The sequence below is a fragment of the Salinispora fenicalii genome (assembly GCF_000514815.1).
Lineage (GTDB): Bacteria > Actinomycetota > Actinomycetes > Mycobacteriales > Micromonosporaceae > Micromonospora > Micromonospora fenicalii.
On sequence record NZ_KI911471.1, the window covers coordinates 420,611 to 434,773 of the forward strand.

The 14,163-nt window shown below is 71.3% G+C and carries 14 protein-coding genes; 9 read left to right on the top strand and 5 right to left on the bottom strand.

Annotated elements, in window-relative coordinates:
• Positions 1 to 56: 56 nt before the first annotated feature.
• Both B116_RS0119875 and B116_RS0119880 read right to left on the bottom strand, forming a co-directional pair.
• Entirely contained in the window at positions 57 to 587 is a 531-nt protein-coding gene (locus tag B116_RS0119875; RefSeq protein WP_018720080.1) for an STAS domain-containing protein, read from the bottom strand.
• Positions 584 to 928 (bottom strand): hypothetical protein, encoded by a 345-nt coding sequence (locus B116_RS0119880; protein ID WP_018720081.1) that lies wholly within the window; start codon positions 926 to 928, stop codon positions 584 to 586. The genes B116_RS0119875 and B116_RS0119880 overlap by 4 nt, the downstream gene beginning before the upstream one ends.
• Positions 929 to 1,101: 173 nt before the next feature.
• Here B116_RS0119880 and B116_RS0119885 point away from each other — a divergent pair, with 173 nt between their 5' ends.
• The 3 genes from B116_RS0119885 to B116_RS0119895 are packed head-to-tail and all read left to right on the top strand — an operon-like array spanning position 1,102 to position 3,679.
• Positions 1,102 to 1,776 carry a response regulator transcription factor gene (locus B116_RS0119885; RefSeq protein WP_018720082.1) on the top strand — a complete coding sequence of 225 codons (675 nt, stop codon included), beginning with the start codon at positions 1,102 to 1,104 and terminating at the stop codon, positions 1,774 to 1,776.
• Positions 1,773 to 3,125 carry a sensor histidine kinase gene (locus B116_RS0119890; protein ID WP_026321331.1) on the top strand — a complete coding sequence of 451 codons (1,353 nt, stop codon included), beginning with the start codon at positions 1,773 to 1,775 and terminating at the stop codon, positions 3,123 to 3,125. The genes B116_RS0119885 and B116_RS0119890 overlap by 4 nt, the downstream gene beginning before the upstream one ends.
• Complete coding sequence (locus B116_RS0119895; RefSeq protein WP_027661095.1) at positions 3,122 to 3,679, top strand: GerMN domain-containing protein; 558 nt, start codon at positions 3,122 to 3,124, stop codon at positions 3,677 to 3,679. The genes B116_RS0119890 and B116_RS0119895 overlap by 4 nt, the downstream gene beginning before the upstream one ends.
• A 45-nt stretch (positions 3,680 to 3,724) precedes the next feature.
• Here the strand turns inward: B116_RS0119895 and B116_RS0119900 are convergent, their stop codons facing one another.
• Positions 3,725 to 5,209, bottom strand: a complete 1,485-nt coding sequence (locus tag B116_RS0119900) for a coiled-coil domain-containing protein (protein ID WP_027661096.1) — start codon at positions 5,207 to 5,209, stop codon at positions 3,725 to 3,727.
• 259 nt (positions 5,210 to 5,468) lie between these two features.
• On the opposite strand from B116_RS0119900, the gene B116_RS0119905 reads away from it, so the two are divergent.
• Positions 5,469 to 6,368, top strand: coding sequence for a siderophore-interacting protein (locus B116_RS0119905; protein ID WP_027661097.1), 900 nt, complete (start codon positions 5,469 to 5,471; stop codon positions 6,366 to 6,368).
• 124 nt (positions 6,369 to 6,492) lie between these two features.
• On the opposite strand, the gene B116_RS0119910 is transcribed toward B116_RS0119905, so the two are convergent.
• Positions 6,493 to 7,128, bottom strand: coding sequence for a TetR/AcrR family transcriptional regulator (locus tag B116_RS0119910; RefSeq protein ID WP_018720087.1), 636 nt, complete (start codon positions 7,126 to 7,128; stop codon positions 6,493 to 6,495).
• Between the two features lie 109 nt (positions 7,129 to 7,237).
• On the opposite strand from B116_RS0119910, the gene B116_RS0119915 reads away from it, so the two are divergent.
• Positions 7,238 to 8,437 carry an acyltransferase family protein gene (locus B116_RS0119915; RefSeq protein ID WP_027661098.1) on the top strand — a complete coding sequence of 400 codons (1,200 nt, stop codon included), beginning with the start codon at positions 7,238 to 7,240 and terminating at the stop codon, positions 8,435 to 8,437.
• A 3-nt stretch (positions 8,438 to 8,440) separates the two neighbouring features.
• Here the strand turns inward: B116_RS0119915 and B116_RS0119920 are convergent, their stop codons facing one another.
• Positions 8,441 to 10,774: a CDP-alcohol phosphatidyltransferase family protein gene (locus B116_RS0119920; RefSeq protein ID WP_027661099.1), complete on the bottom strand. Its 2,334-nt coding sequence runs from the start codon at positions 10,772 to 10,774 to the stop codon at positions 8,441 to 8,443.
• 91 nt (positions 10,775 to 10,865) lie between these two features.
• Between B116_RS0119920 and B116_RS0119925 the strand changes: the two genes are divergently transcribed.
• From B116_RS0119925 to B116_RS0119940, 4 genes are read left to right on the top strand one after another with little or no spacing between them, the layout of a single operon-like run.
• Positions 10,866 to 11,846: a zinc-dependent alcohol dehydrogenase gene (locus B116_RS0119925; RefSeq protein ID WP_018720090.1), complete on the top strand. Its 981-nt coding sequence runs from the start codon at positions 10,866 to 10,868 to the stop codon at positions 11,844 to 11,846.
• A gap of 4 nt (positions 11,847 to 11,850) precedes the next feature.
• Positions 11,851 to 12,249: a 6-pyruvoyl trahydropterin synthase family protein gene (locus tag B116_RS0119930; RefSeq protein ID WP_018720091.1), complete on the top strand. Its 399-nt coding sequence runs from the start codon at positions 11,851 to 11,853 to the stop codon at positions 12,247 to 12,249.
• Complete coding sequence (locus B116_RS0119935; protein ID WP_027661100.1) at positions 12,246 to 13,280, top strand: glycosyltransferase family 4 protein; 1,035 nt, start codon at positions 12,246 to 12,248, stop codon at positions 13,278 to 13,280. The genes B116_RS0119930 and B116_RS0119935 overlap by 4 nt, the downstream gene beginning before the upstream one ends.
• Positions 13,277 to 14,125, top strand: coding sequence for a hypothetical protein (locus B116_RS0119940; RefSeq protein ID WP_027661101.1), 849 nt, complete (start codon positions 13,277 to 13,279; stop codon positions 14,123 to 14,125). Before B116_RS0119935 ends, B116_RS0119940 begins: the two co-directional genes overlap by 4 nt.
• The last annotated feature ends 38 nt before the right edge of the window (positions 14,126 to 14,163 follow it).

Below are 14,163 nucleotides of genomic sequence, written 5' to 3' on the forward strand. Positions count from 1 at the left end.
GTGAAGCTGGCAGCGGGGTGTGGCGGGTCGCCGGTCGCGACGCGCCGGTCCGCTGCTCACACCAGCACCTTGGGTTCGTTCGCCGCGTTCGGTTGGTCGGTGACGACCGGGAACGCGGTGTCCAGGCGCATCGTGTGTAGCACGGTCAAGACGAACCGGGAGGGCGCGTGGAGGCACAGCTCCGCGCCACGCTGACGAGCCTCCTGCCGGGCCCGGACGAGCAAGCCGAGGCCGACGGAGTCGATCTGCTCAACGGCGGAGAGGTCAACGACAACGCGCCCGTCGTGCTCGGTGGCCTTGCTCAGCGCGGTGCGTAACGGGTCCACCGCCGTCGTGGCCTCGGCGACCTCGTCGTCGTCGAGATCCCCGAGCGGCTGGGCGGGGGTGGCTTGGCTGGGCGGGGGTGGAGTGGTGCACCCGGCGCATCGGTGTGGACCGGTGGCGAATGGAGACCCGCTCCAGCCATGCTCGGATACGAGCGTCCAGACCACTTCGTCATCGGGTAGCACGACGGCCGTGCTGGCGGCGGTCTCTCCGCAACCATCGCAGATCAGGGTCATCATGTTGTCGTCTGGCACGACGGTCATGGTCGGTTCCCTTCCTGGTCCGCTGGCGCTGCGGGATCGCCAGCGGCACGCCACCGGCGGATGGACCGCCTCGTCGGCCCCGGTGTATGCCGTGCCGTTGCGACCGCGAGGGTTACTGCGGCGCCGGCGAAGCCAGCCTGCACGGCCAGCCGCAGCACGGAGGGGGCGGCGACATCGATGCCAGCGACTCGGGCGCTGATGGTGCCGAGCAGTGCGGCGCCGAGACCCACGGCGATGGCCAGCCACACCGGGGCGGCATCCCGGCCCGGGAGCACGAACCGCCCGAGTATGCCGACGGAAGCGCCGATGACGAGGGCGTGAATGAGGGCGTTGCCGGTCACTGCTGCCTCCTCTCAGCGGGACGGGGCCAGATGGGCGCGACGAGCGGCCCGACACGCCTCTCACCCTCTAAGTGGGTCGTGTAGCGGTCGGTGCGGTTGGATGACAGTCACATGACAAATCTGGCGGCTGCCCCGGAGTGGGTGGTCACCGGGACGCCGGGGATGATGCCGTAATGACCGCGGTACTGGTGATCGAGGACGACGACCGGATCCGGTTGGCGCTGCTGCTCGCCCTGGAAGAGGAGGGCTACACCGCGCGGGGGGCAGCGACCGCCGAGGAGGGGCTGCGGATGCAGCGGTCCGATCCGGCCGACAACGTGTTGTTCGACCTGATGCTGCCTGGTATCGATGGATTTGAGGGGATCCGTCAGCTGCGCCGCGACGACGATGTCCCGATCGTGGTCGTCAGTGCCCGGGACGACACCCACGACATCGTCGCCGCGCTGGAGGCCGGTGCCGACGACTACGTGGTCAAACCGGTCGCCATCAAGGAGTTGTCCGCCCGGCTGCGGGCTCTGCGACGGCGGGCCCGGGCGGTGGCCACCCCGGTCGCGGTGCAGGTCATCGGTGACCTGGAAATCAGCCCGGAGGCAGGGGAGGTGCGTCGTGCCGGAGTGCCGGTGGCATTGACCCGCACCGAATTTCGGCTCCTCTGCGAGCTGGCCGAGCACGCCGGCCGGGTGCTGTCCCGGCAGCAGTTGCTGCAACGGGTATGGGGATACGACAGCGGCGACGAGCGCCTGGTGGACGTGCACGTCGGGCGTCTGCGCCAGAAGATCGAGGCGGAACCGGGCAATCCGCGACACCTGGTCACGCTCCGTGGCCTCGGCTACAAGCTGCAGCGATGAGACATCTCGGGCTCCGCGCGCGAGTGACGGCCGGGTTCGCCGTCGGCGCCGCGCTGCTGGCGACGTCGATGGCGTTGATCTCCTATGACCTGACCCGGCGCAGCCTGCTCGACGAGCGGGAACGCACGGCCGTGCGGGCCGCCTACTTCGACGCCGGGGTCGTGCGCATCGGGCTGAACACCGATGAACCCGACGTCGTCGAAGTGCTCCGTTCGCTGGACACGGGCAGCTCCCGGCGACCCCTGCTCTACCTCGACGGTTCCTGGTACGGGCGGACCGCCGAGACGGCGGCGACGAGCGTGCCGGCGGCATTACAGGAGCGGGTCCGGGCCGGACAGCCCGGGGTGCAACGGGTCCAGTTGGCTGGGCAGTTGACACTCTTGGTCGGGGTACCACTACCCGATGGCGCCAGCTACTACGAGCTGACCTCCCTACGTGAGCTGGAGGAGACCTTCCAGGTTCTCGCGCTGGCGTTGACCGCCGTGGCGATCATGGTGGCTGGCTCCGGCGCCGCCTTCGGCTGGTACGCGACCCGGCATAGTCTGCGCCCGCTGACCGCCGTCGCGGACGCCGCCGAGCGGATCTCCGCTGGCGACTTCACGACCCGGCTGGCGCCGGCCACGGACCCGGATCTGACCCGCTTGTCGACCTCCTTCAACGATATGGTCGACCAGTTGGCTAGACGGATCGAACGGGACCGGCGCTTCGCCGCCGACGTGAGCCACGAGCTGCGCTCGCCGTTGCAAACCCTCTACGCCGCCGCGAGCGTGCTGACCCGCCGGCGGGAACACCACGACGAACGGACCGCAACGGCGGCGGGGCTGGTGGCCGACGAGATCGGCCGGTTCCAGCAACTGGTCAACGATCTCCTGGAACTAGCCCGTACCGACCAGCCCGCCCAGCGGGAGTCGGTGGACATTGTCGCTCTCGCCGGCGAGGTGTGCCAGAGCCGGGGACTGCCGGAGAGCCTGGTGCGGCCCGACCCCGGTACGCCGGCGGAGTGGCGGGTGGACCGGCGGCGCACCGAGCAGTTGCTGGTCAACCTGCTTGAGAACGCGGTCCGCTACGGTGGGGGCCCGGTCGCGGTCCGGCTGTCGGCTGTCGGCGCCACCGGCGTCGTCGAGGTAGACGACGCCGGTCCGGGCGTACCGGTGGCCGACCGAGCTGTCATCTTCGACCGCTTCGTTCGCAGTCGCGCCGCCCGTGCCCGCGCGGGCACCGATGGCACCGGGCTCGGCTTGGCGATCGTCGCGCAGCACGCCGCCGCGCACGGCGGGCACGCGACAGTCGCTGACCGGCCCGGGGGCGGCGCGCGGTTTCGGGTGGAGCTGCCTGGGAGCCTGGAGTGAACGCCCGCTTGGCGTTGGCCACGCTGCTCGTGTTGCTGGCGGGCTGCGGCGTACCCATCGACGACCGCCCGCGGGCGGTAGAGGCGCCGTACGGGCCCTTCCCGACCCCGGGTACGGCGAGCTCCGATCCGGCCGGGCGGTTCACCGAAGCGCTCTACTTTGTCCGTGATGACCGCCTCGTACTGGTTCACCGTCGCCTCGACATGTCGCCGACGGCTACCCAACACCTGGAGCACCTGCTGGCCGGTCCGAACGAGGCCGAGCGGGGCGAGGGGCTGACCACCGCGCTATTCGGCGCAGTCACCGTGGCCGGCATCCGCCTCACCGGGACGCGGGCCGAGGTGGACGTGCCGTCGGTGGCGGAGGGCGCCGGTCGAAGTGACGAAGTCTTCGCCTTCGGCCAGATCGTCTGCACTCTCACCGCCCGCCCGGACGTCGACACGGTGTCGTTCCTGCGTGACGGTTCGCCACTGGAGGTTCCCCGGGCGGACGGGTCGCTGTCGCAGGGGCCGCTCACCGCCGCCGACTACGTCGAGCTGTCCGGCTCCGACTGAGCGGCGGCGGTCGAGCTGTCCGGCTCCCCGCGGAAGCGGGTGGCGTTAGCCGGCGACCGGTACCCCCTCGCCGGGGAGGGTCGGCCCGTCGGTGTGTACCGAGGCGGCGCCGGGCAGCTCCGACGTCTCGTCGCTGTGCCCTTCGTCGCCGGCTGCGTCGCTGACGCCCTCGTCCGGCAGCTCCGGCGGCTGGCCGCCGGCCGAGTGGTTCGGCTGGCCGGGTGCGGGTGCATCGCCGGTGGCGGGGGCGTTGCGGGCGACTACCTGCGGGTACTCCGCGGTCGCGGCACCGCCCGTAGCGGCTGCCATGACCGCCGCCGCAGCCAGGTCGGCCACCCGCTTCGCCTCGCGCTTGACCCGAGACCTGACCTCCTTGGCGTGTTGGTCGGCGTAGTCGGCCGCGCGCCGCGCCTCCTCCAGCCGGTGCAGCTCGTCGGCGAGTTCCCGGCGGGTCGTGCCGAGTCGCTGCTGCTGCTTGATGAGCTCCTGATCGATGGCGTTGCCGTCCTGGCGGACCTGGGCGAGCTGCTGCTGGCCGGCCTCCAGCTCGGACTGGAGCCGGCCGAGTCCCTCCCGGCGGTCTCGGATGTCCTGCTGCACCGCAGCGAGCTGCTGCTGGTGGCTGGCGGCCTGCTCGTCAATGCGCTGGCGCACCTTCGCGGCGTACTCCTGCGCCTCGGCGATGAGCGCAGCGATCTCCTGCTCGGCGGCCGTGCGTTGGGCCGCGAGCTCCCGCTCTGCCGTGGCTCGCTGCTCGGTCAGTTCCTGCTCGGCGCCGGTACGCTTGTCGGTCAGTTCCCGTTCCACGGTGGACTGCCAGCGCGCCAGCTCCTCCTGGGTTCGCGTCCGGGCCGCCTGCAGCTCCTGCTGGATCTGGGTGCGGGCGGAGCTGAGGAACGCCTCGGCCTCGGCCCGGGCCTGCTCGATCCGCTGGGCGCTCTGCTCGTCGACCTGGAGTGCCTCCTGCCGGGCCCGCTCGTGGGCGGCCTCGCCCGCCTCCCGCAGCTGGTCTGCGGCGGCACGGATCTCGGCCAACTCAGCCTGGGCAGCGGCCCGCCGCTCCTCGTCTGCCTGCTCTTGGTTGGTACGTCGGGTGGCCAGCTCTTCTTCGAAGTCGCGTATCGTTTTGGTCGCCTGTTCCTGGGCGTCAGCCAGCGTCCGCTCCGCCTCCGCCGTGAGCTCGGCTGCCTGCTGTCCGGCCGCCTCGCCGATCATGTCGGCCTGCCGTTCGGCCAGCGCCAGGATTTCTTCGACCATCGGTCCCAGATCGCGGAACGCGGCGCGGTCAACCCGGGCTGGCCGCTCGCGTAGCTCGGTGACCTCCGTCTCCAGGCCGGCGAGCTGGGCCGTCAGTGCCTCGGCTCGGGCATGTGCCTGGTTGCGGTCGGTCACGGCCCGGAGTAGCTCGCCGTCGAGCTGGTCAAGGTGTCGTTCCACCTGCCGTTTGTCGAAGCCGCGCATGGTGACGTCGAAAGCCGGCCGCGACACTTTGTAGTCGCTGGCCGCGAACGACTCATCGCCGTGGGACATGGCTGCATCCTCCGTACGATCGCTAGCGCCACGCCGGGGCGGGGACCACCCCACGGGCAACGGTGTGGCGACACGCTACCGCCGTCGTGGTGCGGGCTGAAGACCTGCCCCGTCCTCGGGGGCGATGGTGGTGGGCTGCCGGCTGGTCGAGCCGTTCGACTGTGTCGATCTCCACTTGACAGCAGTCAAGGTAAGGCTAACCTAACTGGGTCGAGTGCGGCGCGGGACCGGTTCCCACGCCCGATCCCGGAAGGGCATCATGACCCAGACCCTGTCCGTCGCGCCCTGGCGACTGTTCACCGTCGAGGTTCGCGCCGTGCGTCGGCTCAGCCCGTCGTTTGTGCGGGTTACCTTCACCGGCCCGGACCTGGACCGGTTCGCTGACAACGGCTACGACCAGCGCGTCAAGCTGGCATTCCCGCTGCCAGGTGAACGGGGAGCCGGGTTGCCGGAGGGGCCGGACTGGTACGCCCGCTGGCGGGCGCTGCCGGAGTGTCGGCGCAATCCGATCCGCACCTACACCGTCCGTGCCGCGCGCCCCGAGCTCTCCGAGGTCGACGTTGACCTCGTGCTGCACGGTGACGGCGGGCCGGCGACCCGCTGGGCGCGCCGAGCGCAGCCCGGAGACCAGATCGTGATTGTCGGCCCGGATGCGGGTTACGACGGCGAACACGGCGGCGTCGAGTTCCGGCCACCGGCTGCCGCGAAACTTCTGCTCGCCGGCGACGAGACGGCGGTGCCGGCGATCTCCTCCATCCTGGAACGGCTCCCGGCCACCGCCCGCGGCCGGGTGCTGCTGGAGGTGCCGGAGGCCGACGACGTGCAGCCGGTGGCGGCGCCACCCGGGGTGGTGGTGCACTGGCTGGCCCGGGGCGGGCACCCGCACGGCACCCGGCTCGTTCCGGCCGTGTCGGCCGCGGCGGCGGAGCTGATGTCCGGCCCGTCGGTCGGGGTGCCGGTCACAGAGCTCAACCTGGACACGGAACTCCTCTGGGAGGTGCCCGTCTCCGTTCTCCCGGTTCCGCTCTACGCCTGGCTGGCGGGCGAGGCGGGCGTCATCCGTACCCTCCGTCGTCATCTTGTTGCCGAGCGCGGCTTGGATCGTCGGGCGGTGGCCTTCATGGGCTACTGGCGCCTCGGCCGCCCCGACCCGGCCTGACGTCGAGCCGCCCGGCCGCCGTGGCCGCGGGCCCGACGCCGCCGCACTCCGTAAGCTGCGGTGCTCAACCGTAAGTGGCAGTGATCTCAACCGGAGGAATTGCCTCCGGTTGAGATCACTGCCGTCAGGCCGGCTTCGCAGTGTCCGGCGCACCGGTTGACTGGTCGGCGCCGAACAGGCCCAGCCGCAGTAGGCGTTGGTTCGCGGCGCTGCGGCGGGCCAGCACCGGCGCATCGAACATGGGCTGGTCCAGATTCGGTTGCATGACCGGTTCCAGCAGCAGCGGGCCTACGATCAGGCACAGCATCTGGAACGGTACCCACTGTAGATCCGCATCCGTGCGGCCGCCCTCGGCCGCGATCAGCCGCTCCAGCTCGCTACGCGCACCTTCCAGAAGACGGCCGAACAGTGCCGCGCTGGCGGGGCTGTCCTCCTGCAGTGCCCGACGCAGGTAGCCGCGCAGTACTGGGTCGGCGCCGAACATCCGCGCGGACATCTCACCCAGCGACCCCATCAGATCCCCACCGCCCGGATCGAGCTCCCGCAGGGCGGCGCCGAGCCGGGCCAAGACCTGCTCATCGACGGCGGCGCGCAGTCCTTCCTTGGACCCGAAGTGGTGCATCACCAGGGCCGGCGACAACCCGGCCTCGGCAGCTACTGCGCGGGCCGAGGTGGCGGCGAAGCCGCGCTGCGCGAACAGGCGCAGCGCCGCCTCGCGTAGCCGCGCCCGTCCGGTCAGGTCCGACGGCGACGCTTCCATGTCAGCACGGTATGTCATCGCACTGGCACTGCCCGCGGGGGCATCCCGAGCGGTGATCTCCGGGGGTCTAGAGAAGCATGGCTGAACACATGTTCAGTATATTGAACGCATGGCCAGTGCTGTTGATGAACCTCCCGCACTCCGTACCCAGTACCTGCACTACCTGGACAACCTGCGGGTAGCGATGATCCTCATGGTGGTGATCCATCACGCCGCCCAGGCGTACGGCCCCGGCGACTGGTGGTACTTCCAAGGAGACCAGTACGCCCCCGTCCTAGCCGTCCTTTCGGCGGTGGGCGGGGCGTTCAGGATGAGCCTGCTGTTCTTCGTCGCTGCGTTCCTCGTGCCGCGCGCCGCCGACCACAAGGGCAGTTGGGGATTCCTGCGTGGCCGACTCAAGCGCCTCGGTATTCCGTTTCTGGTTGGCTCGGCCACGATCATTCCCGTCTTGATGTATGTCTACTACCGCGAGTACCGCAGCTATCCGTCGATCTCGTTTCCTCGCTACTACCGGGACGTGTTCCTCGGTTTCGGCCCACAGCCGGTGGACTGGACCGGCCCGACCTGGCCCGACCTGCAGTTCGGGCACCTGTGGTTCATCCAGACACTGCTCGTCTTCTGTCTCCTCTACCTGTTGTTCCGCTGGCTCGGCGGGCGACTGCGCCGCGTTCACCCAAACCCGAGGGCGACCCGGCTGACCTGGATGACCGACAACCGCAGCCTGGTCACCCTCACCCTCACCCTGGCCGTGGTCGTGTTTCTCATCCGAATCTGGTACCCACTTGACCAGTGGGTGCCGCTGTTCGGGTTTATTCAGGCCGAACCAGCTCGCCTCACCCAATACGCGGTATTCTTCGCCGCCGGCGCCATGGCCTACCGTCGTGATTGGCTCGCCCGACTGCCCCGCCGCACCGGCTATACCTGGCTGGCCACTGGCGCGGCACTCACCGCCGTACTGTTCTGGACCGGCACCGACACCCGGTTCTTCGCCCCCGGTGGTGCCTCCTGGGCCTCGGCCTGCTGGACGCTGACCGAGACCATCCTGTGTGTCGGCCTCAGTGTCGGCCTGGTCACCCTGTTCCGAGACCTCTTCGCCGGACACAACCGACTCACCCGCGCCATGGCCGCCAGCTCCTACACGATCTACCTCATCCACCTGCCGATCGTCGTCGCCCTGCAGTTCGCGTTCGCCCGCGTCGGCCTACCCACCATGGCTACCTTCGTCGCCGTCACCACTTCCGGCATCGTCCTCAGCGTCGCCGCTGCCGTGTCAATCCGTCGTCTGCCCGGACTCCGCACGGTCCTGTGACTGTCATCTACCGAGGGCGGGGGAGAAGGCGGCCAGGAAGCGGTCCCGGAACTCGTCCATCCGCCACACCGGGGCGTCCGGCGCCGGACGCAGTCCGTCCGCCCATCCCCACCCGCCGATCTGCGCCAACACGGCCGGATCGCGGGCGACGAGGTGGACCGGTACGTCCCGGCTGGCGCCCGGACCGGTGATCACTGGTGCCGGCTGGTGGTCACCGACCACGATCAGCACCAGGTCGTCGTCCCCGTACCGCTGCACGTAGGAGATGAGGGCACCGAGGGCGTACTCGATGGAGCGGCGGTACCCGATGCGGGGCTGCGTGGACGAGCTGCGTTCGCTGGCGTCGTGGAATCCTCGACCGTCGCCGAGGGTGTCCCAGTCGACCAGCCTCGGGATGTGGGTCCAGGGCGAGTGGCTGGAGACCAGGGCCAGTTCGGCCATCACCGGCCGCCGGTCAGTGCCGGCCAGTTCCCGCTGGTGGAAGACGGAGAGGGTGTACTGGTCGGGCATCGGGGCGAAGCCGAACCGGGGTCCCTGGTAGCCGAGGCTGTACTCGTCGTAGAACCGTTCGTAGCCGTAGAAAGCCCCCTCCGGCCAGGGCTGGTTGACCGCCGGCATCACCCCCACCGTCCGCCAGCCGGCCCGCTGGAACGCCGCACCGAGGGGGGTCCGATCGCTGGCCAGCAGCGTACGATGCCGCTGGCCATTGTCGATCCAGAGCCCGGAGAGCAGCGTCGCGTGGGCCAGCCAGCTGCCCCCTCCGGCGGTGGGCGAGGTGAGAAAGGCGCTACGGGTACCGAAACCCGCGGCGGAGAGCCGCCGCTGCCCCTCGTCGAGCACCGCCTCGACGGAGGCGAACTCCGGCTCCTGCACCGCGTCCCGCCCGTAGCTCTCCACGAAGGCGACCAGGACATCCTTGCCGTCCAGTGCGGTCAGCAGCTGATCGTCGGGGGCCAGGCGGTACGGGTCGATGTTCACCCGGTCGGCGAAGCTCACGCGGTCCTGAAGGCGTTCCTGCACCTGTGCGGCGTGCGCCCGGAGCAGGTCGGTTGTGGCCGCGTCGGCCACCGGGAGACCGGGGACGATCCGTACGCCGGTGGCGGCGGCTACCAGCCAGAGTGCCACCAGGCCCGCGAGTACCCGCCGCGCGCCGTCCGGGTGCCCGGTCAGCAGTCGACTCAGCCGCAGGACCGCCCAGGTGGTTACCGTCAGCAGCGCCCCTACCAGCAGGCCAGCGCCGACGGACGCCGCGATCGCGCCGGTTCGGCTAGCTGAGGCGCTGATGAAGGTGAACGTCTCGTCGAGCAGGCGCCAATCCAGGGCCAAGTCGACCGGCCGGCCGAGGGTGCTGTGGAAGCCCAGGTCGGCAGCCTTGATCACCACCAGCAGCCCGAGCAGCATCCCCGCCAGTGCGGCGAGCGGCCGCCGGGCCCGAGCGGGCACGGCGAGCAGGACAGCCGCGATCGCGAGACCTTCCAGCGGGATCCGTAGTAGCGCGGCCGGTGCCAGGTGGCTGGGCTGCCGCGGCACGGTGAGGGCGACCAACGCCAGCAGCACCGCCAGGAGGGCGGGCACCCGTCGCCGCCATGCCGGCCACCGTGGCTCCGCTGCCCCGGAGGGTGCCGTCACCAGCGGGGCTGGCGGCGTGCTGGCGCGGCGTCGCCACCGCCAGGCCACGTCCCGGCCAAACGACTCCAGCTGCAGCACCAGCACCGCTAGGGCGAGTAGCCCGCCGACCATGTTCGGCAGCAGTCGGGACGTCACCACCAGCAACACCACGCCGAGGGCCGCCGCGACGACCTTGCGCCAGTAGCGCGGCGGCAGCGGCCCGCGCAGCCAGGGCAGGGCCCAGCCGGCGACGAGGAACATGTACCGCATTGCACCGAGGATGAGCACCCACGGCCCCAGCACAGGTGCCACATGCAGACTGAGCACCGCCACCAGAACGCTGTCGGTCTCCATGTCGAACCGGGCGCCGAACGCGCTCTCGGTGCCGGTGCGCCGGGCCACGTAGCCATCGACCGCGTCCAGCGAGAGCGCCACCGCCGCGAGAGCGGTCAGGAGCCCGACCGGCACCGGGCGGCCGGTGAGCCCGTCCGCCACCAGCGCGACGACCGCTCCGATGAGCACCGCCCGGGTTAGCGTCACCCGGTCGGCCGGCCCGAGGCCCCTTCCCGCCTGGTGCAGGCCGCGAACCAGCGCCAGGCACACCACCAGCCCGTACGTGAGGCCAGCGAACCAACCGACGGTGCCGAGCCCCACCGTTTCGGCCACCCCGGCCAACAGGAGAATCTGGACGGACAGCCCAATCAGTGGACCGGTTCGAACCGTGGTCACGACGCCTCCCTGTTTATGATCGACCACTCTGACAGGGTCTACGAATGGCGCGTCGCTCCGGTTCGCCCGGGGCCGTGGAGAGGAGCAACCGGTGAGCCAGACCGCACGCGCCTTCTGGCTCACCACACCCGGCCAAGGCGAGATCCGTTCGGTGCTGCTGCCCACCCCGGACGCGGGCGAGGTGCTGGTCCGAACCCGCTACTCCGGCGTGAGCCGCGGCACCGAGACGCTGGTGTTCACCGGAGGTGTCCCGAGCGGACAGTATGCGGCGATGCGCGCCCCATTCCAGGAGGGCGACTTTCCGGCCCCCGTCAAGTACGGCTACCTGAGCGTGGGCGTGGTCGAACAGGGTCCGACCGGATTACGCGGGCGGACCGTCTTCTGCCTGCACCCGCACCAGACGGCGTACGTGGTCCCGGCCGAGGCGGTGGTGGTGGTGCCCGAGCAGGTGCCGGCGGCCCGGGCGGTGCTCGCTGGCACGGTGGAGACCGCGGTGAACGCGCTCTGGGACGAGCCACCCCTGGTCGGCGACCGGGTCACCGTGGTCGGTGCCGGGATGGTCGGCGCGGCCGTCGCGGTCCTGCTGGCCCGCTTTCCCGGCGTACGGGTGCAGCTCGTCGATGTGGATCCGACGCGGGCGGCGCTCGCCGGGGCGCTCGGCGTCGGGTTCGCCGCACCGGCCGACGCTGCGGCCGGACAAGACCTGGTGGTGCACGCCAGCGCGACCGCCGCCGGCCTGCGTCGCTGCCTGGAACTGGTGGCGCCGGAGGGCACGGTGCTGGAGCTGAGCTGGTACGGCGACCGCGAGGTCGCGCTACCGCTCGGTGCGCAGTTCCACACCGGCCGGCTCACCTTGCGCAGCAGCCAGGTGGGACGGGTCGCCCTGGCTCGGCGGAGTCGGCGTAGCCACGCCGACCGGCTCACCCTGGCGCTGGATCTCCTCGCCGACCCGGTCTTCGACACCCTGCTGACCGGGGAGTCCCGGTTCGCGGACCTGCCCGACGTGCTGCCCCGGCTCGCCGATCGGCGGTTGCCGGCCCTCTGCCACCTGATTACCTACGACGGAGAGTGACACTGTGTTCAGCGTGACCGTCCGGGACCACATGATGATCGCCCACAGCTTTCAGGGTGAGGTGTTCGGCCCCGCCCAACGACTACACGGGGCGACGTTCGTGGTTGACGCGACCTTCCGCCGCGGTGACCTGGACGTCGACGGGGTCGTGGTGGACATCGGTCGGGCCACCGAGCAACTGCGCGCGGTCCTCGGCGAGCTGACCTACCGAAACCTGGACGACGAGCCGGAGTTCGCCGGGGTGAACACCACCACCGAGGTCCTGGCCCGTACCGTCGCCGACCGCCTCGCGGCTCGGGTGCACGCGGGGGAGTTGGGCGTGGGCGCCGCTGGCCTGACCGGCATCAGCGTCACCCTGCACGAGTCGCACGTCGCCTGGGCCAGCTACGAACGGTCGTTGTGACCCACACCCTGCATGCGGTGCTGCCGGGCGACGTGGACGATCCCACCAACCCGAGTGGCGGCAACCGGTACGACCGGCGGGTCCTCGACGGACTGGCGGCCGCCGGCTGGTCAATCCACGAGCACCCGGTGCCCGGTGCCTGGCCGGACCCGGCGAGCGCGGACCGTTCCGCTCTCGCCGGGGTGCTTGACGCACTGCCGTCCGGGTCACTCGTCCTGCTCGACGGGCTCGTCGCCAGCGCCGTGCCGGAGCTTCTGGCCCCAAACGCCGGACGGCTGCGCCTGGCGGTGCTGGTGCACCTGCCCCTGGCCAGCGCGGCGGAACAGGTGGCCCTGCGGCACGCGGCGGTGATCGTGGCGACCAGCACTTGGACCCGCCGGTGGCTGCTTGACCGGTACCGGCTGCCCGCCGAGCGGGTGTACGTCGCCGCCCCCGGGGTTGACCGGGCCGCCGCCGGGCCCGGCTCGGCAGCGGGCGAGCGGCTGCTCTGTGTCGCTGCCCTCACCCCACACAAGGGACACGACACACTGGTTGACGCCCTCGCTCTCGTCGGGGAGCTGACCTGGCGCTGTGACTGCCTCGGATCGCTCACCCAGGACCCGGGCTTCGTCGAGCGGCTCCGGGGACGGATCGACGACCTGGGCCTCGCCCGACGGGTACACCTCGTCGGGCCCCGCACCGGTCCCGCCCTGGCCGCCGGGTACGCCACCGCCGACCTGCTGGTGTTGGCCTCCCGGGTCGAGACGTACGGGATGGTGGTGACGGAGGCGCTGGCGCGGGGCGTACCGGTGCTGGCTACCACCGCCGGTGGGCTGCCCGACACCCTTGGGCGCGCCCCGGATGGGACGGTGCCCGGAATGCTGGTGCCCCCAGACGACCCGGCAGCCCTTGCCGGCGCGCTCCGCCGCTGGCTCACCGACTCGGCCTTGCGGGACCGGCTGCGTCACGCCGCGCGGGCACGCCGGGAGACTCTCACCTGCTGGACCACCACCACCCGGTCGCTCGCGGCGGCGCTGGAAGGAGCGAGATGACGGAGCGGGACTGTGCGCTCAAGCTGGGCCTGCCGGCGGCCTTCGCGGACTGGCTCACCCGGCGGGAACCGGCTGACGCCGCCGCCCGCGTGGTCGACCTCGTCGACCGGGTCCGGGCCCGGCTCACCGGCTCCCGCCCGGTCGTTGTTCACGACCTGGGCAGCGGCACCGGTGCGATGGGCCGGTGGCTCGCCCCCCGCCTACCCGGGCCGCAACATTGGGTGCTGCACGACGGGGACGCCGACCTGCTGGCCCGGGCTGCCGTCGACCCACCACCGGCCGCCGCCGACGGGAGCCCGGTCACCATCGAGACCCGTCGTGGTGACCTGACCCGGCTCACCGCCACCGAGTTGGCCGAGGCCGACCTGATCACCGCCTCCGCGCTGCTGGACATGCTCACCGCCGAGGAAGTCGGACGGGTGGCGGCGGCCTGCGGCGGCCGGCCGGCGCTCTTCACGCTCTCGGTGGTCGGCCACGTCCGACTCGACCCCGCGGACCCGCTCGACACGGAGGTCGCCGCGGCGTTCGACGACCACCAACGCCGTACGGTCCATGGACGGCGGCTGCTCGGCCCGGACGCGGTAGCCGTCACCGCCGCGGCCTTTGCCCGGCAGGGCGCTGCGGTCACGCTGCGGTCCAGCCCGTGGCGGCTCGGCCCCGCCGACGCGGGCCTGATGGGGGAGTGGTTCACCGGCTGGATCGATGCGGCCCGGGAGCAGCGCCCCCAGCTGGCCGGCCGGTTGACCGGGTACGCGCATCGTCGCCGGGCCGAGCTCGCGGCCGGCCGGTTGTCCGTGCTGGTTGACCACCAGGACCTGTTGGCCCTGCCGACGGTGAACCCGTGACCGCTGTGGAGTGTGCCTACCCACGGAAGATCCGCGAG

Excerpts from the sequence above, each read along its gene's own strand:
- B116_RS0119875 (WP_018720080.1), bottom strand. The coding sequence starts at position 587 with ATGACCGTCGTGCCAGACGACAACATGATGACCCTGATCTGCGATGGT.
- B116_RS0119885 (WP_018720082.1), top strand. The coding sequence starts at position 1,102 with ATGACCGCGGTACTGGTGATCGAGGACGACGACCGGATCCGGTTGGCG.
- B116_RS0119890 (WP_026321331.1), top strand. The coding sequence starts at position 1,773 with ATGAGACATCTCGGGCTCCGCGCGCGAGTGACGGCCGGGTTCGCCGTC.
- B116_RS0119900 (WP_027661096.1), bottom strand. The coding sequence starts at position 5,209 with ATGTCCCACGGCGATGAGTCGTTCGCGGCCAGCGACTACAAAGTGTCG.
- B116_RS0119905 (WP_027661097.1), top strand. The coding sequence starts at position 5,469 with ATGACCCAGACCCTGTCCGTCGCGCCCTGGCGACTGTTCACCGTCGAG.
- B116_RS0119910 (WP_018720087.1), bottom strand. The coding sequence starts at position 7,128 with ATGGAAGCGTCGCCGTCGGACCTGACCGGACGGGCGCGGCTACGCGAG.
- B116_RS0119915 (WP_027661098.1), top strand. The coding sequence starts at position 7,238 with ATGGCCAGTGCTGTTGATGAACCTCCCGCACTCCGTACCCAGTACCTG.
- B116_RS0119940 (WP_027661101.1), top strand. The coding sequence starts at position 13,277 with ATGACGGAGCGGGACTGTGCGCTCAAGCTGGGCCTGCCGGCGGCCTTC.